We start from the raw sequence: 26,258 nt of genomic DNA on the forward strand, positions 1-26,258 counted from the left end.
GCTGTCTCACTCCCACTCAATGGTTGCCGGCGGCTTCCCCGAGATGTCATAAACAACGCGAGAAATGCCTCGCAACTCATTGATAATACGCGTGGAACACGTATCGAGAAAGTCGTAAGGCAAGTGCGCCCAGTGCGCCGTCATGAAGTCGATCGTCTCGACCGCGCGCAGCGCGATGACCCACTCGTAAGCCCGGCCATCACCTACGACGCCCACCGACTTCACCGGCAGGAACACGGCAAATGCCTGGCTCACCCGGTCGTACAGCCCGTGCTTGCGCAGCTCTTCGATGAAGATCGCATCCGCCCGCTGCAGCAGGTCGACGTACTCTTCCTTCACCTCGCCGAGCACGCGCACACCCAGGCCCGGACCGGGGAACGGATGGCGATAGACCATTTCACGCGGCAGGCCGAGCTCGACGCCAATACGGCGGACTTCGTCCTTGAACAGCTCGCGCAGCGGCTCGACCAGCTTGAGCTTCATGTGCTCGGGCAGGCCACCGACGTTGTGGTGGCTCTTGATGACGTGGGCCTTGCCCGTCTTGCTGCCGGCGGACTCGATGACGTCCGGGTAGATGGTGCCCTGGGCCAGCCACTTCACGCCTTCGAGCTTGGCCGATTCCTCGTCGAAGATCTCCACGAACAGGCGGCCGATGACCTTGCGCTTGGCTTCCGGGTCTTCCACGCCGGCGAGTTCGTCGAAGTAGCGCTGGCGCGCGTCGACGCGAATGACGTGGACGCCCATGTGCTCGGCCATGGTGGCCATGACCTGGTCGCCTTCCTGGTAGCGCAGCAGGCCGGTGTCGACGAAGACGCAGGTGAGCTGGTCGCCGATGGCCTTCTCGAGCAATGCCGCCACGACCGACGAATCGACGCCGCCGCTGAGGCCCAGGAGCACGCGATCGCTGCCGACCTGCTCGCGCACGCGGGCAACGGCGTCTTCGATGATGTGGGCGGCGTCCCACAGCGTGGCCGAGCCGCAGATATCGACGACGAAGCGGCGGAGCAGCTCCATGCCGCGCTTGGTGTGGGTCACTTCCGGGTGGAACTGCACACCGTAGAAGTGGCGCGCGTCGTCGGCCATGGCGGCCAACGGCAGGCTGGACGTCGAGGCGGTGGCGGTGAAGCCATCCGGCATCGCGGTGACGCGGTCGCCGTGGGACATCCACACGCCGAGCGATTCGCCGTTTTCGACGACGGTATCGAACAGTGCGCAGCTGGCGAAGGTGATCGTTGCCGGACCGAACTCGCGATGATGACCGGCCTCGACCTTGCCACCGAGCTGCTCGGCCATGGTCTGCATGCCGTAGCAGATTCCCAGCACCGGCACGCCCAGCTCGAAGACCAGCTGCGGCGCGCGCGGGGATTCGTCTTCCGTGACGGACTCGGGGCCACCGGAGAGGATGACGCCGCGCGGGTTGAAGCCGCGGATCTCGTCCGGCGCGTGGTCCCATGCCCAGACTTCGCAGTAGACGCCGATCTCGCGGATGCGGCGGGCGATCAGCTGCGTGTACTGCGAACCGAAATCGAGGATGAGGATCTTGTCGCTATGGATATCGGTCATCGTGGCAGCCTGCGGTTCGAATGTCTGAAAAAGCAGAACGCCCACTTGAGGCGGGCGTCCTGGGTCACCTGGAGCGAGCGTCTCAGGCGTCGGTCAGGCGGTAGTTCGGCGCTTCCTTCGTGATCTGGATGTCGTGCGGATGCGCTTCGCGCACGCCGGCACCGGTCACCTTCACGAATTGGGCCTTTTCGTGGATCTCGTCGATGTTGGCCGCGCCCATGTAACCCATGGAGGCACGCAGGCCGCCCATCATCTGGTGGATGATGTTGTGCAGCGGACCGCGGTACGGCACGCGACCTTCGATGCCTTCGGGTACCAGCTTGTCGGCGTCGGCTTCGTCCTGGAAGTAGCGGTCCTTCGAGCCGAGCTGCATGGCGCCGATGGAGCCCATGCCACGGTAGCTCTTGTACGAACGGCCCTGGAACAGCTCGACCTCACCCGGCGCCTCTTCGGTACCGGCGAACATCGAGCCGAGCATGACCGAGGACGCGCCGGCGGCGAGCGCCTTGGGAATGTCGCCCGAATAGCGGATGCCGCCATCGGCGATCAGCGGGATCTCGCCCTTGAGCGCCGTGGCCACCAGGTCGATCGAGGTGATCTGCGGCACGCCGATACCGGTGACGATACGGGTGGTGCAGATGGAGCCCGGGCCCACGCCGACCTTGACCGCGTCGACACCGGCACCGAGCAGCGCGCGCGCCGCCTCGCCCGTGACGATGTTGCCGGCGATGACCTGGACCTGCGGGTAATGCTTCTTAACCCAGCCCGCGCGGTCGATGACCGCCTGCGAGTGGCCGTGGGCGGTGTCGACCACGATCACGTCCACACCGGCATCGACCAGTGCTTCGATACGCTGCTCGGTATCGCCGCCGACGCCGACCGCGGCGCCGACCACCAGGCGCTCGTGGGAGTCCTTGGCGGCGTTCGGATTGTCGCGGGCTTTCTGGATGTCCTTGACCGTGATCAGGCCGCGGAGCTGGAAGCCGTCGTTGACGACGAGCACCTTCTCGATACGGTTACGGTGCAGCAGTTCCAGCACTTCGTCGTGCGAAGCGCCTTCCTTCACCGTGATCAGACGATCTTCCCGGGTCATGATGTTGCGGACCGGGTCGTCGTGCTTGCGTTCGAAGCGAAGATCGCGACTGGTGACGATGCCGACGAGCTTCTCGCCGTCGACCACCGGCACGCCGGAGATGTTGTGTGCGCGGGTCAGCGCCATGACTTCGCCGATCGACGTATCCGGGCGCACCGTGATCGGGCTGCGGATGACGCCGGCTTCGAACTTCTTCACCAGGCGAACTTCGGCGGCCTGGAGCAGCGGGGTCATGTTCTTGTGGATGATGCCGATGCCGCCGTTCTGCGCCATCGTGATCGCGAGGCGAGCCTCGGTGACGGTGTCCATGGCGGCGGACACGATGGGGATATTCAGGCGAAGACCGCGCGTGAAGCGCGTCGAGGTATCCACGTCGCGAGGCATGACCGTGGAGTGGCCGGGTACCAGAAACACGTCGTCGTAAGTGAGTGCCTCAGCAAGGATGCGCATGAGCATTAGTCCCGCGAGTAAATCGCGGCATTATACCGTGCATTGCAACATATAGGTACATGTGCGAGCCAGGTACATGTGGGAGCCACCACGGTAATTGTGGGAACCGCTTCTGTGGGAGCCGCTTCAGCGGCGAAAAGCCAACAAAGCGGCTTAGCCGCCACACCCAGCGAGAGCATCGCCGGCATAGCCGGCTCCCACACAGCCCATGGTCTCTCCCACACAGCCCATGGCCTCTCCCACACAGTCCATGGCCTCTCCCACACAGTCCATGGCCTCCCCCACACAGCCCATGTCCTCTCTCACACAGAATCCTGGCGGAACGACACGTCGATCGCCTCGGCGGCCTCGAGGGTGTTTTCCATCAGCGTCGCCACCGTCATCGGTCCCACGCCGCCCGGCACCGGGGTAATCCACGAGGCCCGTTCGGCTGCCGGCGCAAACTCCACGTCGCCGACGAGGCGCCCGTCTTCGAGCCGATTGATGCCGACGTCGATAACGACGGCACCCGGCTTCACCCACTCGCCCTTGACCAGGCCCGGCTTGCCGGCTGCCACCACGAGGATGTCGGCCTGGCCGACGAATCCTTCTAGATTCTGAGTGAACTTATGGCAGCAAGTGACTGTACAACCAGCAATAAGTAACTCAAGCGCGAGGGGCCGCCCGACGTGATTGGACACGCCGACGATCACCGCGTGGCGGCCGCGTACGGGGGTGTCCGTATGCCCGAGCAGGGTCATCACCCCCTTGGGCGTACACGGGCGCAGGCCGAAGCGGCGCAGCGCGAGGCGACCCACGTTCACCGCCTGGAAGCCGTCGACGTCCTTGCCCGGATCGATGCGATCGACCAGCGCATCCTCGTCGATGTGCTCAGGCAAGGGCGACTGCACGAGGATGCCGTGGACGGCGGGATCCGCATTGAGGTTGTCGATGAGGGCGAACAACTCTTCCTGGGTCGTGGTCGCCGGCAGGTCGTAGGCAAACGATTCGAATCCCACCTGCTGGCAGGCCTTGCGCTTGTTCCTCACGTAGACCGCGGATGCCGGATCCTCGCCCACCAGGACGACGGCAAGACCGGGCTTGCGCCGGCCCTCGGCGACGCGCTTGGCGACACATCGCCCGATGTGCTCGAGCAACTCGTGGGCGATACGCTTGCCGTCGAGGATACGTGCGGTCATGGAGTGTTTGCCCTGCGAAAACACCACATTATCGCTGCAAAGCACCATGCGCGCATACTCCCCGGATGACTCTCGATACGGTTCCCTACCCGCACGACCTCACCGACGGCGTCCTCGGCCTTCGCGCCCACCGCATGACCGACGCGCCCCTGCTGGCCGAAGCGGTGCGCGAATCGGTGGCCACCGTGGGGCGCTGGCAGGACTGGTGCACCGCCGCCTACGACGACGCCACGGCCGAGCGCTGGATCGGGCTGTGCCGGCAGACCTGGCTGCTCGGTGACGGCTTCGAGATGCTGATCGTCGACGCGAGCACGAACGCGATCCTCGGCGGCATGGGTGTGAACCATGTGAACCGCGAACAGCGATTCGCCAACCTCGGGTATTGGGTGAGAGAGTCTGCGCAAGGTACTGGTATAGCAGGGCATTGCGGAAAAATGGCGGCGCGATTTGCCTTCGAAACGGTCGGCGTTTCGCGCCTGGAGATCGTAGCGGCCCACGACAACGTCGCGAGCCGAAAAACCGCTGAACGAATCGGAGGTAAGTTCGAAGGAATATTACGTAACCGATTGGTTGTAAACGGAACATCGGTCGACGCCGCCATGTACGCCCTCATCCCCGACGACCTGGACTGAGCCCGTCAACCGGCGGCAGCGCACATCCGCTCGAGATCGACATACCCGGCGAAACGAGCACCCTGCCCGCACCCCGGACACAGCGGATCCCGCCTCAATGTCAGCTCGCGAAAACGCATGCCGAGCGCGTCGTAGGTCAGGAGGCGCCCCACCAGGGGCCGACCGATGCCCAGGATGAGCTTCATCGCCTCGGTGGCCTGCACCAGCCCGACCAGGCCGGGTAACACACCCAGCACACCGGCCTCGCTACAGTTCGGCGCATCGGCGGCCGCCGGCGGCTCGGGAAACAGGCAGCGATAGCACGGCGAATCGTCACGGCGAGGATCGAAGACGCTGGCCTGGCCAGTGAAACGCTCGATGGCCGCGTAGACCATCGGTATCCCCAACTGCCGTGTCGCGGCAGCCAGCAGGTAGCGAGTGGCGAAGTTGTCCGCCCCGTCGATCACCACGTCGTGGCCGCGGATCAGGGATTCGACGTTGTCCGCGCGAAGGCGCTCGACCAGGGCGTGCACATGGACACGGGGATTCAGGGCGGAGAGGGTCATCCTTGCGGATTCGGCCTTGCTCATGCCCACGCGCGCGTCCGCATGGACCACCTGGCGATGCAGATTGGACCGCTCGACGCGATCGTCGTCGACGACCGTCAGATGCCCGATGCCCGCGGCGGCCAGGTACAGCAAGGCCGGAGCGCCAAGGCCGCCGGCGCCGACCACGAGCACGCGCGATGCCGCCAGGGTCGCCTGACCGGCCTCGCCCACCTGGGGCAGCAGCAGCTGGCGCGCGTAGCGTTCGGCAGCGTCGGCGTCGAGCGACCCGGTCACGACCGGAAGCCCGGCGACTTTCCATGCGCCCATGCCACCGGCGACGGAGGAGACCTGCCGATAACCCATGCGCTGCAGCGCCTCGGCGGCCAACAGCGAGCGCTGGCCGCTGCCACAAAGAACGAGGATGTCACGGTCGCGGTCCGGCTCCGCCTGCTCGATCCGCAGCTCGAGGAACCCGCGGGAAAGTCCCAACGCCGCCGCAGGCATGCCTCCGGCGCGTTCGCTGTCCTCGCGGACATCGACGAGCAAGGCACCGCCGGCCTGGCGAACGAAGGCATCGGCGGCAGCGACTTCGGGAACGCGCAGGCGCAAGTCGGCCAGCCAACGTTCCCGATCCAGACCTTCAGACATGCGAGGCTCCTCGACGAGGGCGACGCTTACTTTTCGCGTCGCTTCGCGTTACGAATCATGCGCTGACGTTTCTGCTGCTGGCTGTCCGTCAGAACGTTCTTCTTGCCCGCGTACGGATTTTCACCGTCACGGAAATCGATGCGGATCGGCGTACCTTCGAGCTTGTAGCGCTTGCGGAAGAAACCTTCGAGGTAACGACGATACGCCGGCGCGATGTGCTTTGTGCGGCTGCCATGGATGATGATCGTCGGCGGGTTGTTGCCACCGGGATGCGCGTAGCGCAGCTTCGGTGCATGCCCGCGAACCAGCGGCGGCTGATAGGCCTCGTAGGCTTTCTCTAGCGTGCGAGTCAGGTCGCTCGAGGTGATGACCTTCGTCGCCGCCGCATGCGCGCGGACGACAGCCTTCATCAGCTCGCTGAGGCCGGAGCCGTGCAGCGCGGAAATGAAGACGGTCTTCGCCCACTCGACGAAGGCCAGACGGCGGCCGAGGGCGGCCATGCACTGGTCGCGAGCGTACTTGTCCATGCCGTCCCACTTGTTGACGGCAATGACCAGCGCCCGCCCCTCTTCCATGGCGCCACCGATGAGCGTCAGGTCCTGATCGGCCAGGTTCTCCCGCGCATCGATCATCACCACCGTAACCTGGGACGCCGCAATGGACTGCAGCGTTTTGATAACACTGAATTTTTCGACTGCTTCCTCGACTCGGGCACGGCGACGGACGCCGGCGGTGTCGATCAGGGTGAAGCGCTTGCCGTCCCGCTCGAGCGGCACCCGGATCGGATCGCGGGTCGTGCCCGCCACGTCCGACACGATGAGACGGTCTTCGCCGAGCAGGCGGTTGATCAGGGTGGACTTGCCCGCGTTCGGGCGGCCGACGATGGCCACGCGGATACCCTGGTCGGCAAGACCGGGATCATCGTCGCGGTCGTCCGGCAGATGCGTGAGCGCGTGCTCGACCAGGACGTCGACGCCGCGGTTGTGCGCGGCGGACATCGGCAGGGTTTCGGCCATGCCGAACGAGGCGAATTCGCCGAGCGCCACGGCCTCGTCGACACCGTCGGTCTTGTTGACCACGACGATGACCGGCTTGCCGCTGCGACGCAGCTCGTTGAGGATGCTGGCGTCCTGCGGCAGCACGCCGTCACGCGCATCGACGACGAAGACCAGCAGGTTCGCTTCCTCGATGGCCAGGCGAACCTGGTTCGCCGTGAGACCTTCGATACCCTCGTCGCTGCCCGACAGGCCACCCGTGTCCACGACCACGAAGGGCCGCGGACCGAGACGGCAGACACCGTAGTGTCTGTCGCGAGTGACACCGGGCATATCGGCGACGAGGGCGTCCCTGCTACGCGTCAGCGCGTTATAGAGGGTCGACTTACCGACATTGGGACGGCCGACCAGGGCGACGACGGGCAACATGGGAGGGGCAGTATTCCTGTGGATCAGTTCGTCGGGATGCGGTAGGCGCCGATATGGCCCTCGACATCTTCGACGTATACGGTGTCACCCACCACGACGGGCTGGGCACGAATGGCTTTCTTGGACAGACGCTCGCGGGCGACGATCTTGCCGTTGCTGCCGTCGATCCAGTGGATGTGGCCGTCGAGGTCGCCGACCACGGCGTACTTGCCCTGTGCGGCCGGGCCGGTGAGCCAGCGGTACTTCAGGTCGCCGAGCTTCCAGATGCTGGCACCGGTCGATTTGTCGAAGGCGAATACCTGGGACTCGTCGTCCACGCCGTAGATGGCGTTGTCGTGCACGTCCAGCGAGGTGAAGGTCGAGAAGCCGTGGTTCCACAGCGGACGACCGCTGGGACCGTCGATCGCGGTCAGCTGGCCGTGATACGCCGCACCGTAGAGGGTCGCACCGTCGAGGACCAGCGCGCCGTCGGCATCGCTCAGGCGATCGATCTCGGTACGGCCTTCGCCGGTGGCGAGCGTCTGCTCCCAGAGCTTCTCGCCGTTGTCCAGGCGGATGGCCGTGAGCTTGCCGGCATCGGTGCCCATGAACACGACGCCGTTGGCGACGAGCAGGCGGCCATTGCCACGCAGGCTGAGCAGTGGCACGACGGCCTGGTCGTAGGCCCAGCGGCGCTCGCCGTTGGTGGCGTCGATGCCGTAGACGCGACCGTCGTTGCAGCGGACCACGACGAGGTCGCCGACGATGACCGGCGCGGTGATGACTTCCGAGGAAACCTCGGCGGCCCAGCGACGCTCGCCGTCCTTCGCATTGATGCCGTACAGATGGCCGTCGAGCGTGCCAATGGCGACGAGGTCACCCGAGGCGCCCGGACCGCCGGAGAAACGGGCGTCTTCGCGCTTGGCGTCGCCCCAGCCGAACCAGCCGTGCTGGCGGATGCTCTTGGCCCACAGCTTCTTGCCGCTGTTGGCCTCGAACGCCGCGATCTTTCCGTCGGTGCTGGCGGCGTAGAGCACGCCGTCGGCGACCACCGGACGCATACGGACGCCGGACTCGGCCGCACCGTCACCGATGCTGGATTTCCACAAGCGCTCGACCTTGACAGTCGGCTCGAACTTTTTGTCGAGCGGGGTCGGCGGTTCGACGTTTTCCTTCTTGAACGAATGGCAGCCGGCCAGAACGACCAGCGACGAAGTCAACGCGATTGCCCAAAAAAGTTTCATGCACCCTGCTTCCCGGCCACTGCCAGATCATCGAGCTTCGTTTGAACCACACCGCGCTGCGGTGCGCTGTCGCCCATCGCGGCGATCGCCGCCTGATAGGCCTTGCGTGCGTCGTCGTGGCGTCCAAGCTTGACCAGCGCATCGCCACGGAGTTCCTGTGCGATCGCGGCGAACGACTTGCCTTGCATGGCGTCGACCGTCGCGATGGCTTCGTCTGCCTTGCCCTGGGCGAGCTTCAGCTGCGCGATACGCAGCTCGACCAGGGATTTGAGCGTTTCGTCCTTGGCATGGGCCTTGGCCCAGTCCAGATCGCCGGCGACCTTGTCCAGCTGGCCTGCGAGCAGGTTGCGCTGGGCACGCTCGCCGGCGGCGAACACCGACCATGCGGTATCCGAATAGTCCTTCATCAGGTTCTCGGTGCGCACGTCGATTTCGTTGGCCTTGTTCTGGGCAACGGCAAGCTGCAACGCCGAGTACTCGCCGGCGGCGGCCTGCTCGTGGCCGGCGCGGTGGGATTTCCACTGCTGCCAGCCAAAGATCAGGACCAGGCCGAGCACGATGCCCACGAGGATGGACACGCCGTTCTTGCGAAGCCATTGCTGGACTCGCTCACCCTGCTCGTAATCGTCGTATACGTCGAAAGACATGCAATCACCCACTGCGCTCCGCGCAGCCAAACTTTGGAGGGAACGAGCCCACACCGGCCATCGGCGATGGAGTGGTATGGATCAATAGGTAAGGATAACCGAAAAGCGCGGGCCGGCGGGCCCGCGCTTACACGCGACGATCGCGAAAGCCGGTCAGTAGGAGACCGGTGCCGCCTTGCCGTCGTGGATATCGACGCGGAAGCGCGCCACGTTGGCACGACGGAAGGTGTCGATCTCCACCGGCTGGCCGTCGATCGTGGCCTGGGCGCCAGCGGCATTGCCGATACGGACGTCGAGGGTCTTGTCGCTGCGATAGGACTTCTGCGTGCCGGCCGGCAGGATGCCGTATTCCAGGCGCGATCCGTCCGACGCGGTGACCTCGACCCAGCTCGCCGACGGCAGGCTGAGCGTGAGGCCATGAGCCCCTGCACCGTCGACGGCCGCCACGTCGGGCGACGCCGTGGCGGGCGCCACGGACGTGGCCAGCGGCGACTTGGCGGCACTGTGGTCCAGCGGCGGGAACATCGCCATCGAGGCGAGCAGCGGCTGCTGGTCCTCGGTGCGTGACGCCGCGACCGGAGCCGGCTTGCTTTCGCTGGCGGCGGCGACCAGGGCACTCGCGGACGAGGCCGGCGCCGGCGCATCCTGCTGGGCGACAGGGGTCGCATCCAGCGGGGCGAGTCGGGCCATGTCGCGGTCGAGCGTACCGCGCACACCCAGCCACACCATCGGCACCACGATCACCGCGGTCAGCACGACATACGTCGCCGCGGTCACGTAACGCTCGAGCAGATAGCGCGAGTGCGAGACGCCGCCGGTGACCACCAGATCAGGCTGGCGCGGGGTCATGCGGGCGAGCTCGGCCTGGATAGCGTCTTCGTCGACGCCTACGTAGCGACCGTACTTGGTCAGGTAGCCGGCCAGGTACACCTGGTAATCGATACCACCGTACTCGCCGGCCTCGAGCTGGCGAATCAGGCGCGTCGGCAGGCGCAGCGCCTGGCCGCAGGCCTCGACGGTATAGCCCCGCGCCTCGCGAGCCGCACGCAGGCGAGCCCCGAAAACAGGGTCTGCGACATGATTGATGAGCACGCGACCAGCCGTGTCGGCGTTTGCCTCGGTCTGCGGGTCCATGGCTTCCTCCCTGGGTGCATGTGGCTCGATGCCTGCGAACAAGTCCTGCTCGCGACCGTCCCGACCGGATGAATTCGAAGATACAGGAGTCATTGACGTGCGGTGGCTTCGAGTGCGCGCGCGGGTTCCGAATCCGGGAACTGTTCGCGCAGGCGTTTGGCGTAATCCCGGGCGGCCTCCCCGTCGCCCAGACGGAGCTCGATATCGTGACCGAGCTTCAAAGCAGTCGGACTCGGCTGACCCTGCGCCTCTAAGCGCTGCAGGAAAGCACGGGCCCTGAAAGCATCGTTCTTAAGGTACAACACGTTCGCCATCTGATACAGCGCATCGGGGTTGTTGGAATTACGGTCTAGCGCCTTACGGAAGTAAACCTCGGCAGCGTCGTAGTCCTTCGACCCCAGCAGGCAGGTGCCCGCATTGGTCATGGCAAGGTCGGGCGTCTCGTAGAACGGGTCCGCGAGGGCCCGATCGAAGTAGGCCCTGGACTCGGCCGCCCGGCCCTGCTTGCACAGAAAAACCGCCAGGTTGTTGTTGTTCGAACCCTTTTTCGGATCCAGCTCCACTGCCTTCCGATAATTCAGTTCGGCATTCACCGGATCGTTGATCTTTTCGTACAACACGCCCAGCACGGTGTGGGCCGGGGCGTAATTCGGGTCGAACGTCAGGGCCTGCTGCAGTTTTTCCATGGCGCCCTTGAGGTCGCCCTGCTGCATGTAACGTTGCCCGAGCTCGGTGTGGACCTCGGCACCCCTGGTCTTTTCATCGGCGGCGCTCGTCGGTTTCAGCCCCGACTGCCCGCCAACGCAGCCCGCGCACGCCAACGCGAGCGCAGCCAGCAACCCCCACCGCTCAAGCCGCATTCACCACTCCCTCTTCGAGTTTCTTGCGGAATTCAGCCTGACGACGGGTGCGATCCACCACCTGCCCCTTCAGCTGGCCACACGCGGCGTCGATGTCGTCACCACGCGTGCGGCGTAGCATGGTGAGAACGCCTGCGTTGAGCAACTGGGTCTGGAAGTTGCGGATCTCATCCGGACCCGAACGCTCGAAACGCGTCCCCGGGAACGGATTGAACGGGATAAGGTTGACCTTGTTCGCGCCCGGCAGGCGACGCATGAACTTGATCAGCTGGCGCGCATGCTCGGGCTTGTCGTTCACACCCTTCATGAGCGTGTACTCAAACGTGATCGTCGTACGGGGCGCGCGGTTGATGTAGCGCTCGCACGCCGCCGCCAGTTCGACCAGCGGGTAGCGCTTGTTGAGCGGCACCAGCTCGGTGCGCAGCTCATCGTTGGCCGCGTGCAGCGACACCGCGAGCGATACGTCGCTTTCGACGGACAGCTTGTCGATCATCGGCACGAGACCGGCGGTGGACAAGGTGACGCGCTTACCGGCCAGGCCGAAGCCGAGGTCGTCGCGCATCAGGCTCATGGCCTTGACCACGTTGTCGAAGTTGAGCAGCGGCTCGCCCATGCCCATCATCACCACGTTGGTGATGCGACGCTGCTGGTGCGGCACGTTGCCGAGATGTTTGGCCGCGACCCAGACCTGGCCGATGATCTCGGCGGTGGACAGGTTGCGGGAAAAGCCCTGGGTTGCCGTGGAGCAGAACTGGCAATTCAGGGCGCAGCCGACCTGCGAAGACACGCAGAGCGTGCCCCGGGTCGGCTCCGGGATATAGACGGTTTCGATGGCGTTGCCGCCATCCATGCCGAGCAGCCACTTCTGCGTACCGTCGACCGCGGTCTTCTCGAACGCGGTCTTCGGCGGGCCGACGTAGCAGCTGGCACTGAGCTTCTCACGCAGTGCCTTGCCGACATCGGTCATGTTCTCGAAATCGCTTTCGAGACGGTGGTAGATCCACTTCATGACCTGCTCGGCACGATAAGGCTTCTCGCCGAGCTCCGCGAAGAAATCGCGTAACCCTTTGCGATCGAAATCGAGCAGGTTGACCTTGTCGGCAGGCGTGTTCACGGCGTCACTCAGTGCGAAACGACGTCCGAGTCGTTGAAGAAATACGTGATCTCGATGGCGGCGTTCTCGACCGAGTCCGAGCCATGGACGGCGTTGGCGTCGATCGAATCGGCGAAGTCGGCGCGGATCGTGCCCGGCGCGGCTTCCTTCGGATTGGTCGCACCCATCAGGTCGCGGTTCTTGAGAACGGCGCCTTCGCCTTCGAGCGCCTGGATCATCACCGGGCCGGAGATCATGAAGGCGACGAGGTCGTTGAAGAACCCGCGCTCCTTGTGGACGGCGTAGAAGCCCTCGGCCTCTTCCTTGGTCAGCTGCTTCATCTTGGCGGCGACGATCTTGAGACCGGCCTTCTCGAAGCGGGTGAGGATTTCGCCGATGACGTTCTTCTTGACCGCGTCGGGCTTGATGATCGAAAGGGTGCGCTCCAGCGCCATACGGATGCTCCGGGAAATGGGAAAAGACGAATTAGGTTGCCAGCGCCTCTGGGGACGCCTGGTGAAAGTCTGGAACCAAAGCCGTCACGAATGACGGACTTAGCTCACGAAATCTTGACAGATTCTAGCTCAATCGCAAGCCGTTTGCAGGGTTGTGCGCCTGCAGATTGACCCGCCTGCAACGCCGGGCGTATTCTCAAACGATCGTTTGATTCAAACCACCCCGCCTCCGGAGTCCGCCGCCATGACGAGCGCACCCTACGCATCCCGCGAACGCAGCACCAAGGAGCGGATCCTGGGCGCTGCCGAGGCCCTTTTCGCCACGCACGGCTTCGCCGGGGCCTCGCTCCGCCAGGTCACCGCGGCGGCCCGGGTCAACCTGGCGGCGGTGAACTATCACTTCGGCTCCAAGGACAAGCTCATCGAAGAGGTGTTCCGGCGCCGCCTGGACGAGCTGAACACCCGCCGCCTCGCCGCCCTGGCCAAGGTCGCCGGCCAGGATACGACCTCGCTGGAGGACGTCCTCGACGCCTACATCCGCCCGGCGCTGGACCTTTCCCGCAATGACGGTGGCGCCGCCGCCTTCGTCCGCGTCCTGGCCCGGGCCTACGCCGAGCACAACGAGACCCTGCGCCGCTTCCTGTCTGAGAACTACGGACACGTGTTGCGCCAGTTCGCCGGCGAATTCGCCCGCTTGCTGCCCGGGCTGGCCAAGGAAGAGATCTACTGGCGCCTGGATATCGTGACCGGCGCCCTGACCTACGCGATGGCCGACTTCGGCATCATCCAGCGCAAGAGCGATGTCGCCGAACGCGACCATCGCGAGACCGCCGCCGAGCACCTGATCCGCTTCGCCGCCGCCGGCCTGCGCAACCCTTCCGTTTCGAACTCCACGGCCACGCGCTGACCGGGGACGATCCTCAGCACCATCGGAGAACACCATGACCGCAACACCGTTACGCATTCGCAAGGCCGCGGTACTCGGCGCCGGCGTCATGGGCGCGCAGATTGCCGCGCACCTGACGAACGCCAACGTGGAAACCGTGCTTTTCGACCTTCCCTCCAAGGAAGGCCCGAAGAGCGGCATCGCACTGAAGGCGATCGCCAACCTGGCGAAACTGTCGCCGGCGCCGCTCGCCGAAAAGGGCCTGGCCGCCGCGATCATCCCGGCCAACTACGAGGACGACCTCGCCCTGCTGGCCGACGTCGACCTGGTGATCGAAGCGATCGCCGAGCGCATGGACTGGAAGCTCGATCTCTACCAGAAGATCGCGCCGCACGTGTCGGCGACGGCCGTGCTGGCGAGCAATACCTCGGGCCTGTCCATCAATGGCCTGGCCGAAGCGCTGCCGGAAGAAATGCGCCACCGCTTCACCGGCGTGCATTTCTTCAATCCGCCGCGTTACATGCACCTGGTCGAGCTGATTCCGACCCGGCTGACCGAAAAGAGCGTCCTGGAAGGCCTCGAAGCCTTCCTGACGACCACCCTCGGCAAGGGCGTCGTGTACGCCAAGGACACCCCGAACTTCATCGGCAACCGCATCGGCGTGTTCTCGATGCTGTCGACGATGCACCACACCGAGCAGTTCGGTCTGGGCTTCGACACCGTCGACGCGCTGACCGGCCCGGCTATCGGCCGGCCGAAGAGTGCCACCTTCCGCACGGCCGATGTCGTCGGCCTGGACACCCTCGCCCACGTGGTCAAGACCATGGGCGACACCCTGCCGGACGATCCCTGGCACAGCTACTTCCAGCCGCCGATCTGGCTGAAGGGTCTGATCGACAAGGGCGCGCTGGGCCAGAAGACCGGCGCCGGCTTCTATCGCAAGGCCGGCAAGGACATCGTGGTGCTCGACCTGCAGAAGCAGGATTACCGCGCGTCGGAGCAGAAAGCATCGGACGAGGTCTCCGCGATCCTCGCGATCAAGGACCCCGCCGAGAAGTTCGCCAAGCTGCGCGCTTCCTCGGACCCGCAGGCGCAGTTCCTCTGGGCCGTGTTCCGCGACCTGTTTCATTACACCGCCTTTCACCTGGCCGACATCGCCGAGACGGCGCGCGACGTCGATTTCGCCATTCGCTGGGGATACGGCTGGAAGCTCGGTCCGTTCGAGCTCTGGCAGGCGGCCGGCTGGCAGCAGATCGCCGGCTGGATCGCCGAGGACATCGCCGCAGGCAAGACCATGAGCAGTGCGCCCCTGCCCGCCTGGGTCACCGACGGCCGCAACGGCGTGCACGGCAAGGCGGGTTCGTACTCCGCCAGCGCCAAGGCCGAGAAGCCGCGTTCGACGCACCCGGTCTACCAGCGTCAGGCCTTCCCCGATCCGATCCTGGGCGAGAAGTTCGACCAGGGCACCACCGTCTGGGAGAACGACGGCGTGCGCCTGTGGACCAGCGGCGACGACATCGGTGTGATCTCGTTCAAGACCAAGATGCACACGGTCAACGACCACGTGCTCGACGGCATCCAGCACGCGATCGGCCTGGCAGAGCAGCAGTTCCGCGGCGTCGTGCTCTGGCAGCCGTCCGAGCCGTTCTCGGCCGGCGCGGACCTGAAGGGTGCGCTGGGCCTGATCCAGGCCGGCAAACTGGCCGAATTCGAAGCCATGGTGGCGAACTTCCAGGCCACCAGCATGCGCATCAAGTATTCGCTGGTGCCGGTGGTGGCCGCGGTGCGCGGTCTGGCGCTCGGCGGCGGCTGCGAGTTCCAGATGCACTCGGCCCGCACCGTCGCCGCGCTGGAAAGCTACATCGGCCTTGTCGAGGCCGGCGTCGGCCTGCTGCCCGCCGGCGGCGGCCTGAAGGAGTTCGCCGTGCGCGCCTGGCAGGCGAATCCGGAAGACCCGTTCGAGTACCTGAAAAAGATCTTCGAGACCGTCGCCATGGCGAAGGTCTCGACCAGCGCGATCGAAGCCAAGTCGCTGGGCCTGCTGCGCAAGGACGATGTCGTGGTGTTCAACACGTACGAAGTGCTGCACGTGGCGAAGGCCCAGGCTATCGCTCTGGCCGAGTCCGGTTACCGTCCGCCGATGCCGGCGCGCGCGATCACCGCAGCCGGCGACACCTCGACGGCGACGTTCAAGGCCTCGCTGGCGAACATGGCCGAAGGGTATTTCGCCTCGCCGCACGATATCGATATCGCCACCCGCATCGCCGACACGCTCTCCGGTGGCCGGATCGAACGCGGTTCTCCGATCGACGAAACCTGGCTGCTCGCGCTCGAACGTCGGCACTTCGTCGAACTGGCGCAGACCGAAAAGACCCAGGCCCGTATCGCGCACACGATGACGACGGGAAAGCCACTGCGTAACTGACGCGCGCCGCGCTCTTACGCATCCGACTTTCCCCCTTAAAGGAACCACCCCATGAGCAAGCAAGTGCAAGACGCCTACATCGTCGCCGCCACCCGCACCCCGGTAGGCAAGGCGCCGCGCGGCGTGTTCCGCAACACCCGTCCGGACGACCTCCTGGCGCACGTCATCCGTGCGGTGATCGAACAGGCGCCCGGCATCGATCCGGCCCTGATCGCCGACGCGGTCATCGGCTGCGCCATGCCGGAAGCCGAGCAGGGCATGAACGTCGCACGCATCGGCGTGCTGCTGGCTGGCCTGCCCGAGCAGGTGCCCGGCGTCACCATCAACCGTTTCTGTTCGTCCGGCGTGCAGGCCATCGCCATGGCTGCCGATCGCATCCGCCTGGGCGAAGCCGACCTCATGCTCGCCGGTGGCACCGAGTCGATGAGCATGGTGCCGATGATGGGCCACAAGATCGCCATGAATCCGGCGATCTTCGAGAACGACGAGAACCGCGCGATCGCCTTCGGCATGGGTATCACGGCCGAGAAGGTCGCCGAGCGCTGGAAAGTCAGCCGCGAGGATCAGGACCGCTTCGCCCTGCAATCCCACGAACGCGCGTTCGCCGCTATCGCGGCGGGCGAGTTCAAGGACGAAATCACCCCGTTCCAGCTGGACGACCGTTACCCCGACCTGCTGAACCACAGCGTCCGCGAAGACCGTCGCATCATCGACACCGACGAAGGTCCGCGCAAGGACACCACGTTCGACGTGCTGAGCAAGCTGCGCCCGGTGTTCCGCAACGGCCAGTTCGGCGGCTCGGTCACCGCGGGCAACTCCTCGCAGATGTCCGACGGTGCCGGTGCCCTGTTGATCGCCAGCGAGAAGGCGATCAAAGACTACGGCCTGACCCCGCTGGCCCGGTTCGTCGGCTTCTCCGTCGCTGGCGTCGCGCCGGACATCATGGGCATCGGCCCGAAGGAAGCCATTCCCAAGGCGCTCAAGCAGACCGGGATCACCCAGGACCAGCTGGACTGGATCGAGCTGAACGAAGCCTTCGCCGCCCAGGCGCTGGCCGTCATCCGCGATCTCGGCCTCGACCCGTCCAAGGTGAATCCGCTCGGCGGCGCCATCGCCCTCGGCCACCCGCTGGGCGCGACCGGCGCCATCCGTGCCGCCACGCTGATCCACGGTCTGCGCCGTCGCAAGCAGAAGTACGGCATGGTGACGATGTGCATCGGCACCGGCATGGGCGCGGCGGGCATCTTCGAAGCGCTGTAAGGACATGTAGGAGCCGATTCATCGGCGATCCCGCGGTAGCGGGCCAAGCTACCGCGAGAACCCGATCGCCGCCGAAGCGGCTCCCACATCGACCCGACGCACAGGTCGTGGCCCTGGATTATGCTGGGCGCATGCACGGCATCCACACCATCGACACCGGCTTCGGCCGCCCGACGTTCGACGCCGCCTACCTCGTGGTCGAACGCGGCCGCGGGGCCTTCATCGACAGCGGTACCTCGCATTCGCTGCCGCACTTCCTCGACGCGATAAAGGCCGCCGACCTCGATCCGAAAGACATCGACTGGGTCGTCCTCACGCACGTGCATCTCGATCACGCCGGCGGCGCGGGCCAACTGTTGAAGCACCTGCCGTACGCGAAGCTCGCCGTGCATCCGCGAGGCGCGCGGCACATGATCGATCCCTCCGTGCTGATCGCCGGCGCCAGTGGCGTTTACGGGGAAGACGAAGTCCGCCGCAGCTATGGCGAGATCGTGCCGGTGCCGGCCGATCGAGTCGTGGAAGCCGCGGACGGCTTCGTCATCGACCTGGCCGGACGGGCCCTCCTCTGCCTGGATACGCCGGGCCACGCACGGCACCACATCGCGATCCACGACGATCGCTCCAGCGCTTTTTTCACCGGTGACATCTTCGGCCTGTCCTACCGTGAACTCGATTCGCCCGGCGGCGCCTTCATCGTTCCCACCACCTCGCCCGTGCAGTTCGAAGCGGACGCGGCGCACCGTTCGATCGATCGCATGCTCGGCTACGAGCCCGAGGCGATGTACCTCACGCACTACGGCCGCGTCACGGACGTGGCGCGCCTTGCGCAGGATCTGCACGAGACCATCGACGAGATGGTGGCTATCGCCAGACGACACGTCGCTGCCGCCGACCGCGAGCAGCGCATCGAAAGCGAATTCGCCGACCTCTATGTGGCCCGCGCACGGCGTCAGGGCGTGACCCTGGGCCGCGACGACATCCTCGCGCTGTTGAAGATCGATATCCGCCTGAACGCACAGGGCATCCTGGTCTGGCTGGATCGGGGAGCGGCGTGAGCAAGTCCCGGCCGCGCGCGTGTCAGCCCTCGAGCCGCGACTTGAACCAGTCGGCCAGCTCGGCCTTCCAGTAGGTTCCCTGCGCCGCCAGGTAGCCGAACGGGCGATGTACCGGATCGAGCCCGAAGCCGGCATAGGCCTCCAGCTTCGAGTCGCCGCCGGCGATCGCGTCCGCCAGTGCCTCGCCGGCCGCGCAGGTCGGCGCCAGTCCGTGTCCGCCGAAGGCCTGGGCATACCACAGGCCGTTGCCGTGGGTTCCGACTTGTGGCATCTCGTGGCGTGCATAGCTCATCAGGCCCGACCACGCCCGTTCGATGCGCACCCCTTCAAGCGCCGGGAAAACCCGCTCGAGGTCGCGCTTCAGCACACGCTTCACGGCGGCAGGCGAGCGATCGCGAACCGAGATCCGGCCACCCCACAACAACCGTGTGTCCTGCAGGGGGCGGTAGTAGTCGAAAGCGAACCGCGTGTCGTAGACCGCCGCGCGCGTACGCAGGCACGTTGCAAGGCGGTCGCCGAGGGGCTCGGTCACCATCACATAGGTGGCAATGGGCAGGACGGCGCGATCGATGCGCCGGTCCAGACCGGCGAGGTAACCACCGCAGGCGAGGACGACTTGCGGGGTTTCGATCTCCGCATCGCCCACCCGGAGCGTCCAGCGCGGGCCGTGCCGCTCCAGCATGCGCACCCGCGATCCTTCATGGATGGCTACGCCGACGGCCTCGGCGGCTCGCGCCAGGCCACGCGCATACGCCAGCGGATCGATGTGCAGGGCGTTCCGCTCGTAAAGGCCGTCGTGGTAACGCTCGCTGTGAACGAACTCGTGCATGGCATCGGCGGGAATCCATTGCCAGTCGGCCCCATAGCGCTCGGCCAGGAGGCGCTGGCGCGAGCGAAGTACCTCCGCATCGCGAAACCAGTTGGCCCAGACCACGCCGGCGTCGACGGCATCGCATGCGATCGACAAGGCCGAGATGCGCTCGCGGATCAGGTTCACGGCGTCGACGGTGCGACCGTAGAGCGCCCTCGCCCGCTCAGGACCCGCCCGCTCGAGCAAGGCCTTCTCGCCTAGCGAGTACCCGGCGAAGACGAAGCCGCCATTGCGGCCAGACGCCCCGAAACCCACCGACTTCGCTTCGAGCAGGACGATGTCGCGCACGCCGCGCGCGGCGAGGCCGAGCGCCGTGTTCAACCCGGCGAAGCCGCCGCCCACGATCACGACCGAGGCTTCGCGCCGGCCTTCCGGCGGCGGGCGAAGCGGCGGTACGGGAACGCGATCGTGGTACCACGACGACATGGGCGCGATATCCTGCGGCAGGGAGCGAGAGTTGTACGGCAGTGGCGCCGCCGGCGGAAGTCCCGGCAGCTGTGCCGCGCATGGCGGAGCCGGCCATGCCGGCGACATCGGGCTCCGGCTATGATGCCCGAACGTTCCGACGGTGCCCCGACATGAGCCTGCTACCCCCGATCGACCTGAAACGCTGGATCGACGAAAACCGCGCGCTGCTCAAGCCGCCGGTAGGCAACAAATGCATCGTCGATGGCGACTTCATCATCATGATCGTGGGCGGTCCCAACGCGCGCACCGATTATCACTATGACGAAGGTCCCGAATTCTTCTATCAGCTCGAAGGCGACATGGTCCTGAAGGTTCAGGACGACGGTGCGGCGCGGGACATCCCCATCCGTGCGGGGGAAATCTTCTACCTGCCCGCGCGCACGCCGCACTCGCCGCAGCGCATGCCCGACTCGATCGGCCTGGTGGTGGAGCGTCGGCGGCTCGCCGGCGAGCGCGACGGATTGTTGTGGTTCTGCGAGACCTGCAACCACAAGCTGTACGAGGAATACTTCGTCCTGAACAGTATCGAATCCGACTTCCCACCGGTCTTCGAGACGTTCTATCGCTCACTGGAGGCGCGCACGTGCACGCAGTGCGGCACGGTACACCCGGCGCCGGCGAAGTACAGCGACTGACTCGTTCACCCTGTGGGAGCCAGCCACTTGAGCGCCATGCGACGTAGCGACGTGTCCGCCGAGGTATCGGCGGCCAACTCGGCGATCGACCGCCACGCAAGGTCGAGCGACTCCTCGTTCATCGTGAAGGCTTCGCTGCCGCGCGCGACCACGACGTAGCGCACGTCGTAGTGCCAGTGTTCCGGCTCATCGCGCCTGGCGGGGATCAGGTGCAGATCCATGTCGAAGATCCCAGGGAGCAGGTCGAGGTCGGCCAGCCCGGATTCCTCCTGCGCCTCGCGCAGCGCCACGTTCGCCAGGTCCGCATCGCCGTCGGCGTGGCCGCCCGGTTGCAGCCAGCGCTGCAGTTTCCGGTGATGCATCAGGAGCACCCGCTCGCCATCGGCGCTCACCAGCCACGCCGAGCCGGTGAAATGACCCGACGGCGTTTCCCGATGAAACGGATGCGATCCGGCGCGTAGCCATTCGTCGAAGCGGGCGAGGTCGGGTTCTGCCGGGAAGCGCGCCGCATAGTCGGCGAAGGCCTCGGCGAGGCGCGGATACGGATGGTGCATGGCGAGGGCTCGGATAGACGAGCAGGAATTCTCTCACGGCTTTTTCAGACTAATCCGATGTCGGTCGCACCAAGGACCTGCCTACGATGACCTCTCCGGCGCGCACGACGCGCGCCTTCGCCCGCAGCGGCCGCTGCACACCGCAAGGACCCGCGCATGTCGCTTCGTCGCTCCCTCTCCTTCGCCCTCATCGTTTCCTCCGTTCCGGCATCGGTTCTTGCGACACCGGCCGATCGCGAAGCCAACTTCACCGGCCCGCTCGTCACGCCGGCGGTGAACTCGCTGCCCGCCGGCATGGTCAACGTCGAACCCTACCTGATCCACACCAGCACCCGCGGCTGGTACGACGGCGACGGCAACCGCCATCTCGATCCGGCGACGGCACGCCAATGGCAGGTGTCCCTGCCCGTCATTTATGGCCTCACCGAAAACATCTCGGTGCAGCTGACCCTCAACGCCGCGCGCACCTCGGTGGGGGGCGTGCACAGCGACGGCCTGCGCATGGGCGATTCCGCCGTTCGCGTGCAGGCGCGTCTCAAGGCTCCGGAGGCGGACGGCACCGGACTGGTCCTCGCGGCGTCCCTGGCCCAGCGACTGCCCACCGGGCGGTACCACCACCTCGACAACAACGCCCTCAACGGCATGGGTGACGGCGCAGCGCGCAGCACGCTCGCCTTCGGCGCCCAGCAACTCCACTGGCTGGACAACGGTCACGCACTGCGCTGGCGTGGTCAGCTGGCCTGGAGCCCGGCGCCCGGCCGGGTGCGCCTGCGTGGTCCGAGTGTCTACGGCACGCCGCCCGGCTTCCACGGTTACGCCCGGCCGGGCGAGACCTGGAGCGCCTCGCTGGCGGCCGAGTACGCGCTCGACGCCCGCTGGGTGCTGGTCGGCGAAGGGATCTGGAACCGTTCGAGCGGCGACCGCGTCAATGGCACGGCGAGCGGCCACGGCGCTTACACCTTCCCGTCCGGGCACGCCTTCAGCCTCGCACCGGCCGTGGAGTACCACTTCAGCCCCAAAGTCGGCCTGATCGCCGGCGTCCAGTTCAGCGTCGGCGGCCGCAACGCCTCCGACTACGTCGCACCGCAGGTCGCGCTGAACATGGTCTTCTGAGCACCGCGCCCTGTCCAAGCACAACCGCCGCAAGTCATGCTCGACATCCGCAACTTCTCTGTGCAATGCATTGGCACGCCTCGCAATGCAACTTGTACGGCCTTGCCCCGCTGGGCTATGGTGCCGTGCCAGCGCTTCAGGGCAGCTGCGTGTCCACCGTAACTCACGCGGCGGTCCCAATAATAAAAGGCTACATTCCGGCAGTAGGGGAGACACATGTTGAAACACCTGTTCGCGACGCATCCCATCGAGGCCGCGCCGCACGTAGACGCTGGTGAACACATTGAAACCGGCGCGCACGCCAACAACGGCGAGCTGAAGCGGGTACTCACCGCGAAACACCTGGTTCTTCTCGGCGTCGGCGCCGTCATCGGCGCAGGTATCTTCGTCATCACCGGCCAGGCCGCTGCGCTCCATGCCGGTCCCGCCCTCGTCATCAGCTTCCTCATCGCCGGTTTCGCCTGCGCCCTTGCAGGCCTGTGCTATGCCGAATTCGCGGCCATGCTGCCGGTCTCCGGCAGTGCCTACTCCTACTCCTACGCCACCCTCGGTGAGTACGTCGCCTGGTTCGTCGGCTGGAACCTCGTCCTCGAATACCTCTTCGCCGCCGCCACCGTCGCTGCCGGCTGGTCGGGCTATTTCAACGAGATGCTTGGGATGATCGGCCACCTGGCCGGTACCGACCTCGCGCTTCCGGTCGAACTGGCCTCGGCGCCGTTCAAGTTCGTCGAGGGCCACATCCAGGCCACCGGCACCCTGATCAACCTGCCGGCCGTGGTCATCATCGCCGCGCTGTCGGGCCTGTGCTACGTCGGCATCACGCAGTCCGCCTTCGTCAACTCGATCATCGTGACGATCAAGGTCACCGTGATCCTGCTGTTCCTGGCCTTCGCCATCCAGGTGATCAATCCGGCCAACTGGCACCCGTTCATCCCGGCGTCCGAAGGTCCGGGCACGTTCGGCTGGGGCGGCATCTTCCGCGCGGCCACCATCGTGTTCTTCTCGTACGTCGGCTTCGACGCGGTGTCCACCGCCGCCGGTGAGGCGAAGAACCCGCAGCGCGACATGCCGATCGGTATCCTCGGCTCGCTGGCGGTCTGCACGGTGTTGTACATCGCCGTGGCGCTGGTCCTCACCGGTATCGCCCCGTTCCGCATGCTGAACACGCCGGAGCCGGTCGCCACCGCCCTGGGCCTGTACCCGCAGCTGGCGTGGCTCAAGGCGCTGGTCATCCTCGGTGCGATCACCGGCCTGTCCTCGGTCATCCTGGTGATGCTCATGGGCCTGCCGCGCATCTTCTTCTCGATGGCGAAGGACGGCCTGCTCCCGCAGACCATGGCCAAGGTGCATCCGAAGTTCCGCACGCCTTACATCGGCACGATCATCGTCGGTGTCGCGGCGGCGGCCATGGCCGGCCTGTTCCCGGTCAGCGTGCTCGGCGAACTCGTCTCCATGGGCACCCTGCTCGCCTTCGCCACCGTCTGCATCGGCGTGCTGATCCTGCGCTACACCCGCCCGGACCTGAAGCGCAGCTTCCGCGTGCCGTTCGTGTGGCCGATCACCATCGTCGGCGCGCTGGCCTGTATCTACCTGTTCTGGCAGGCCTTCGAAGAACACTGGCGCCTGATGCTCGGCTGGATCGTCATCGGCCAGCTGATCTACTTCTTCTACGGCTACGCGCACAGCAAGCTGCGCAAGTCGCTAGGCTGATAGAAACGAACCGGGAAAGGCCGGCGGTCACCCGCCGGCCTTTCCTTTTGCGACTATTCTCTCCACGTCACTTCTTCCCGGGCCGTCCATGCTCAAGCAGTTACTTGCCAAGAAAGCCCCCCAGGCCGAACCCGACGACGCACACGGCCCCGCCCTGCGCCGCACACTCGGCCCCTGGGGGCTCACCGCGCTCGGCATCGGCGCGGTCATCGGCGGCGGCATCTTCGTCATCACCGGCGTCGCCGCGGCGGAGCATGCCGGACCCGCCATCATCATCTCGTTCATCCTCGCGGCGATCTGCAGCACGTTCACCGCGCTGTGCTACGCCGAGTTCGCCTCGATGATCCCGGTCTCGGGCAGCGCCTATTCGTATGCCTACGCCACGCTCGGCGAAGGCGCGGCCTGGTTCATCGGCTGGAACCTGATCCTCGAGTACGGCGTGTCCGCTTCCGCGGTCGCCGTGAGCTGGACGGGCTACTTCGTCAGCCTGCTCGACCACATGGGTCTGCACATTCCGCCGGCACTGACCAATGCGCCGGTCGATTTCGTCGACGGACACCTCATTCTGACCGGCGCCTTCTTCAACCTTCCCGCCGTCGGCATCACCCTGGCCCTGACCTGGGTCTGCTACGTCGGTATCAAGGAGTCGACCGGGATCAACATGGCGATGGTGCTGCTGAAGACCGCGCTGATCATCGTCGTCATCGTGGTCGGCGCAAGCCACATCGATACCGCCAACTGGCACCCGTTCATTCCCGCCAACCAGGGCGGCGACAAGTACGGTTGGGCCGGCATCCTCCGTGGCGCATCCATGGTGTTCTTCGCCTACATCGGCTTCGAAGCGACATCGACAGCCGCACAGGAGTCGAAGAATCCACAGCGCGACATGCCCATCGGCACGCTCGCCTCGCTGGCCATCTGCACGGTGCTCTATATCGCCATGGCCGCCGTCTTGACCGGTCTGGTGCCATTCGCCGAACTGGGCACGTCGGAACCGGTCGTCACCGCCATCCGCCAGCATCCGGAACTCGGCTGGCTGCGTGGCATCGTGGAAGTCGGCGCGCTCATCGGCCTGTCGTCGGTCGTCCTGGTCATGATCATCGCGCAGCCGCGCATCTTCATGATCATGGGCCGCGACGGTCTCATGCCGAAGGTGTTCACCACCATCCATCCGAAGTACCGCACGCCGCACATCAACACCGTGATCACCGGTATCGGCATCGCCTTGCTCGCCGCCGTGTTCCCGCTCAACGTACTCGGCGACCTCACCTCGATGGGGACGCTCGTCGCGTTCTGCGCCGTGTGCGCCGGCGTCATGATCCTGCGCAAGACCGCACCCGGACTTCCGCGCACCTTCCGCGTGCCGATCGCTCCGGTCACCTGCGTGCTCGGTATCCTCAGCTGCATCGCATTGCTGTGGTCGATGGGCATTCGCAACTGGGTATTGATGGGTGTGTGGACCGTACTCGGCGTGATCATGTACATGGTCTACGGCTACCGGAACAGCAGGCTCCGCCACCTCCGCTGAGGCCTGTCCCAGGCCCCGTTAAAACCTCGCTAACCACGCGAGGTTTTTTCGTTAAATGATTGTATTTGCGAAATAATGCGCAAAAAGATGGATGTCATTTAACTGCCATTGGCCGGTCGCGCCCGGAGGGGAGTATGATCCCGGTTCCGCGGGTAAATCACTTGGCAGTGGGCCCCGGATTGCCGCTCAGCGCGTCAGGCGAGTCAGCTCCTCGGCCTGGCGCGCCTGAGCTGCATTTTGCGTCTCGCATGACAAATTCAGACAAAAGGCCAGCCTCGCGGCTGGCCTTTTTTGGGTTCTTCGCGGATTACCGGGGGGCTTTGTACACTTGGGCGCTTCGCGGGGAGACCTTGGCGCCCACCCTCGCTGCTCAGACAGGTCCTCCGCGTTCGACAAGGAAAGGCCGCTACCGCGGCCCATGTTCCTATTTGCCTACGGCCGCTCCACTTGTGCGGAACTCGCCTCGAGGGTGGACGCCAAGGTCTCTCACGACGATACGGTCAATTGGCAGGAGAGCCGTTGTGTCGTGCCGTCGTCGGCCCCGCCGCGCCCGGCACGCCCGGGCGAAGCGGAAGCGGTTGCTGTACCCGGTTGCCCAATACCTTCGTCGCGCTGGTGTCGGCGTGCCTGCCGGCGATGCCGCCGCGGGCTTTGGCTCGGCCCACGCGAGCCTCACGGTTCGGGAGAGTCTTCGGTGCCCACCCTCGAGGCGAGTTCCGCACAAGTGAGCGGCCGTAGGCCATATAAGACACGCCGCGAAGCGGCCTTCCGCACCGAACGCGGAGGACCTGTCTGAGCAGCGAGGGTGGGCACCGAAGGCTCTGCG

General features: G+C 65.7%; 22 protein-coding genes. 9 read left to right on the plus strand and 13 right to left on the minus strand.

Going from position 1 to position 26,258, the window contains the following annotated elements:
- Positions 1 to 6: 6 nt before the first annotated feature.
- The 3 genes from guaA to folD form a co-directional block, all read right to left on the minus strand.
- A complete protein-coding gene (gene guaA, locus VM621_RS06455) occupies positions 7 to 1,563 on the minus strand; it encodes a glutamine-hydrolyzing GMP synthase (RefSeq protein WP_325468144.1) in 1,557 nt (518 codons plus the stop codon).
- A gap of 82 nt (positions 1,564 to 1,645) precedes the next feature.
- Positions 1,646 to 3,106, minus strand: coding sequence for an IMP dehydrogenase (guaB, locus tag VM621_RS06460; protein WP_107912617.1), 1,461 nt, complete (start codon positions 3,104 to 3,106; stop codon positions 1,646 to 1,648).
- A gap of 302 nt (positions 3,107 to 3,408) precedes the next feature.
- Positions 3,409 to 4,284: a bifunctional methylenetetrahydrofolate dehydrogenase/methenyltetrahydrofolate cyclohydrolase FolD gene (gene folD / locus VM621_RS06465; protein WP_325468145.1), complete on the minus strand. Its 876-nt coding sequence runs from the start codon at positions 4,282 to 4,284 to the stop codon at positions 3,409 to 3,411.
- 65 nt (positions 4,285 to 4,349) lie between these two features.
- Here folD and VM621_RS06470 point away from each other — a divergent pair, with 65 nt between their 5' ends.
- Positions 4,350 to 4,916 (plus strand): GNAT family N-acetyltransferase, encoded by a 567-nt coding sequence (locus tag VM621_RS06470; RefSeq protein ID WP_325468146.1) that lies wholly within the window; start codon positions 4,350 to 4,352, stop codon positions 4,914 to 4,916.
- A 5-nt stretch (positions 4,917 to 4,921) separates the two neighbouring features.
- On the opposite strand, the gene moeB is transcribed toward VM621_RS06470, so the two are convergent.
- The 8 genes from moeB to ndk all read right to left on the minus strand — a co-directional run bounded on the left by moeB (position 4,922) and on the right by ndk (position 12,927).
- Entirely contained in the window at positions 4,922 to 6,091 is a 1,170-nt protein-coding gene (gene moeB, locus VM621_RS06475; RefSeq protein ID WP_325468147.1) for a molybdopterin-synthase adenylyltransferase MoeB, read from the minus strand.
- Between the two features lie 26 nt (positions 6,092 to 6,117).
- Entirely contained in the window at positions 6,118 to 7,515 is a 1,398-nt protein-coding gene (der, locus tag VM621_RS06480) for a ribosome biogenesis GTPase Der (RefSeq protein ID WP_325468148.1), read from the minus strand.
- Between the two features lie 23 nt (positions 7,516 to 7,538).
- A complete protein-coding gene (gene bamB, locus VM621_RS06485) occupies positions 7,539 to 8,738 on the minus strand; it encodes an outer membrane protein assembly factor BamB (protein ID WP_325468149.1) in 1,200 nt (399 codons plus the stop codon).
- Positions 8,735 to 9,385, minus strand: a complete 651-nt coding sequence (locus VM621_RS06490) for a YfgM family protein (protein WP_325468150.1) — start codon at positions 9,383 to 9,385, stop codon at positions 8,735 to 8,737. Before VM621_RS06490 ends, bamB begins: the two co-directional genes overlap by 4 nt.
- Positions 9,386 to 9,538: 153 nt before the next feature.
- Positions 9,539 to 10,519, minus strand: coding sequence for a helix-turn-helix domain-containing protein (locus VM621_RS06495; protein WP_325468151.1), 981 nt, complete (start codon positions 10,517 to 10,519; stop codon positions 9,539 to 9,541).
- Positions 10,520 to 10,608: 89 nt separating this feature from the next.
- Positions 10,609 to 11,379, minus strand: a complete 771-nt coding sequence (gene pilW / locus VM621_RS06500; protein WP_325468152.1) for a type IV pilus biogenesis/stability protein PilW — start codon at positions 11,377 to 11,379, stop codon at positions 10,609 to 10,611.
- On the minus strand, positions 11,369 to 12,493 hold the full coding sequence (rlmN, locus tag VM621_RS06505) for a 23S rRNA (adenine(2503)-C(2))-methyltransferase RlmN (RefSeq protein ID WP_325468153.1): 1,125 nt from the start codon (positions 12,491 to 12,493) through the stop codon (positions 11,369 to 11,371). The genes pilW and rlmN overlap by 11 nt, the downstream gene beginning before the upstream one ends.
- A gap of 8 nt (positions 12,494 to 12,501) precedes the next feature.
- The gene (gene ndk / locus VM621_RS06510; RefSeq protein WP_325468154.1) at positions 12,502 to 12,927 is read right to left on the minus strand and encodes a nucleoside-diphosphate kinase; all 426 of its coding nucleotides are present in this window, start codon (positions 12,925 to 12,927) and stop codon (positions 12,502 to 12,504) included.
- A gap of 244 nt (positions 12,928 to 13,171) precedes the next feature.
- Here ndk and VM621_RS06515 point away from each other — a divergent pair, with 244 nt between their 5' ends.
- From VM621_RS06515 to VM621_RS06530, 4 genes are all read left to right on the plus strand, one after another.
- A complete protein-coding gene (locus VM621_RS06515; RefSeq protein ID WP_325468155.1) occupies positions 13,172 to 13,834 on the plus strand; it encodes a TetR/AcrR family transcriptional regulator in 663 nt (220 codons plus the stop codon).
- 34 nt (positions 13,835 to 13,868) lie between these two features.
- Positions 13,869 to 16,238, plus strand: a complete 2,370-nt coding sequence (locus VM621_RS06520; protein ID WP_325468156.1) for a 3-hydroxyacyl-CoA dehydrogenase/enoyl-CoA hydratase family protein — start codon at positions 13,869 to 13,871, stop codon at positions 16,236 to 16,238.
- Between the two features lie 51 nt (positions 16,239 to 16,289).
- A complete protein-coding gene (locus tag VM621_RS06525; RefSeq protein WP_325468157.1) occupies positions 16,290 to 17,498 on the plus strand; it encodes an acetyl-CoA C-acyltransferase in 1,209 nt (402 codons plus the stop codon).
- A gap of 131 nt (positions 17,499 to 17,629) precedes the next feature.
- Positions 17,630 to 18,553, plus strand: a complete 924-nt coding sequence (locus VM621_RS06530) for an MBL fold metallo-hydrolase (RefSeq protein WP_325468158.1) — start codon at positions 17,630 to 17,632, stop codon at positions 18,551 to 18,553.
- 22 nt (positions 18,554 to 18,575) lie between these two features.
- On the opposite strand, the gene VM621_RS06535 is transcribed toward VM621_RS06530, so the two are convergent.
- Positions 18,576 to 19,850 (minus strand): FAD-binding oxidoreductase, encoded by a 1,275-nt coding sequence (locus VM621_RS06535; protein ID WP_325468159.1) that lies wholly within the window; start codon positions 19,848 to 19,850, stop codon positions 18,576 to 18,578.
- 152 nt (positions 19,851 to 20,002) lie between these two features.
- On the opposite strand from VM621_RS06535, the gene VM621_RS06540 reads away from it, so the two are divergent.
- Positions 20,003 to 20,527, plus strand: coding sequence for a 3-hydroxyanthranilate 3,4-dioxygenase (locus tag VM621_RS06540; RefSeq protein WP_325468160.1), 525 nt, complete (start codon positions 20,003 to 20,005; stop codon positions 20,525 to 20,527).
- A 5-nt stretch (positions 20,528 to 20,532) separates the two neighbouring features.
- Here the strand turns inward: VM621_RS06540 and VM621_RS06545 are convergent, their stop codons facing one another.
- Positions 20,533 to 21,081: an NUDIX hydrolase gene (locus VM621_RS06545; protein WP_325468161.1), complete on the minus strand. Its 549-nt coding sequence runs from the start codon at positions 21,079 to 21,081 to the stop codon at positions 20,533 to 20,535.
- Positions 21,082 to 21,237: 156 nt separating this feature from the next.
- Between VM621_RS06545 and VM621_RS06550 the strand changes: the two genes are divergently transcribed.
- The 3 genes from VM621_RS06550 to VM621_RS06560 all read left to right on the plus strand — a co-directional run bounded on the left by VM621_RS06550 (position 21,238) and on the right by VM621_RS06560 (position 25,432).
- Positions 21,238 to 22,194: a hypothetical protein gene (locus VM621_RS06550; protein WP_325468162.1), complete on the plus strand. Its 957-nt coding sequence runs from the start codon at positions 21,238 to 21,240 to the stop codon at positions 22,192 to 22,194.
- A 216-nt stretch (positions 22,195 to 22,410) separates the two neighbouring features.
- Positions 22,411 to 23,904, plus strand: coding sequence for an amino acid permease (locus tag VM621_RS06555; protein WP_325468163.1), 1,494 nt, complete (start codon positions 22,411 to 22,413; stop codon positions 23,902 to 23,904).
- An 88-nt stretch (positions 23,905 to 23,992) separates the two neighbouring features.
- Entirely contained in the window at positions 23,993 to 25,432 is a 1,440-nt protein-coding gene (locus tag VM621_RS06560) for an amino acid permease (protein ID WP_325468164.1), read from the plus strand.
- The last annotated feature ends 826 nt before the right edge of the window (positions 25,433 to 26,258 follow it).

Source organism: Luteibacter sp., from assembly GCF_035539195.1.
Taxonomy (GTDB): Bacteria; Pseudomonadota; Gammaproteobacteria; order Xanthomonadales; family Rhodanobacteraceae; genus Luteibacter.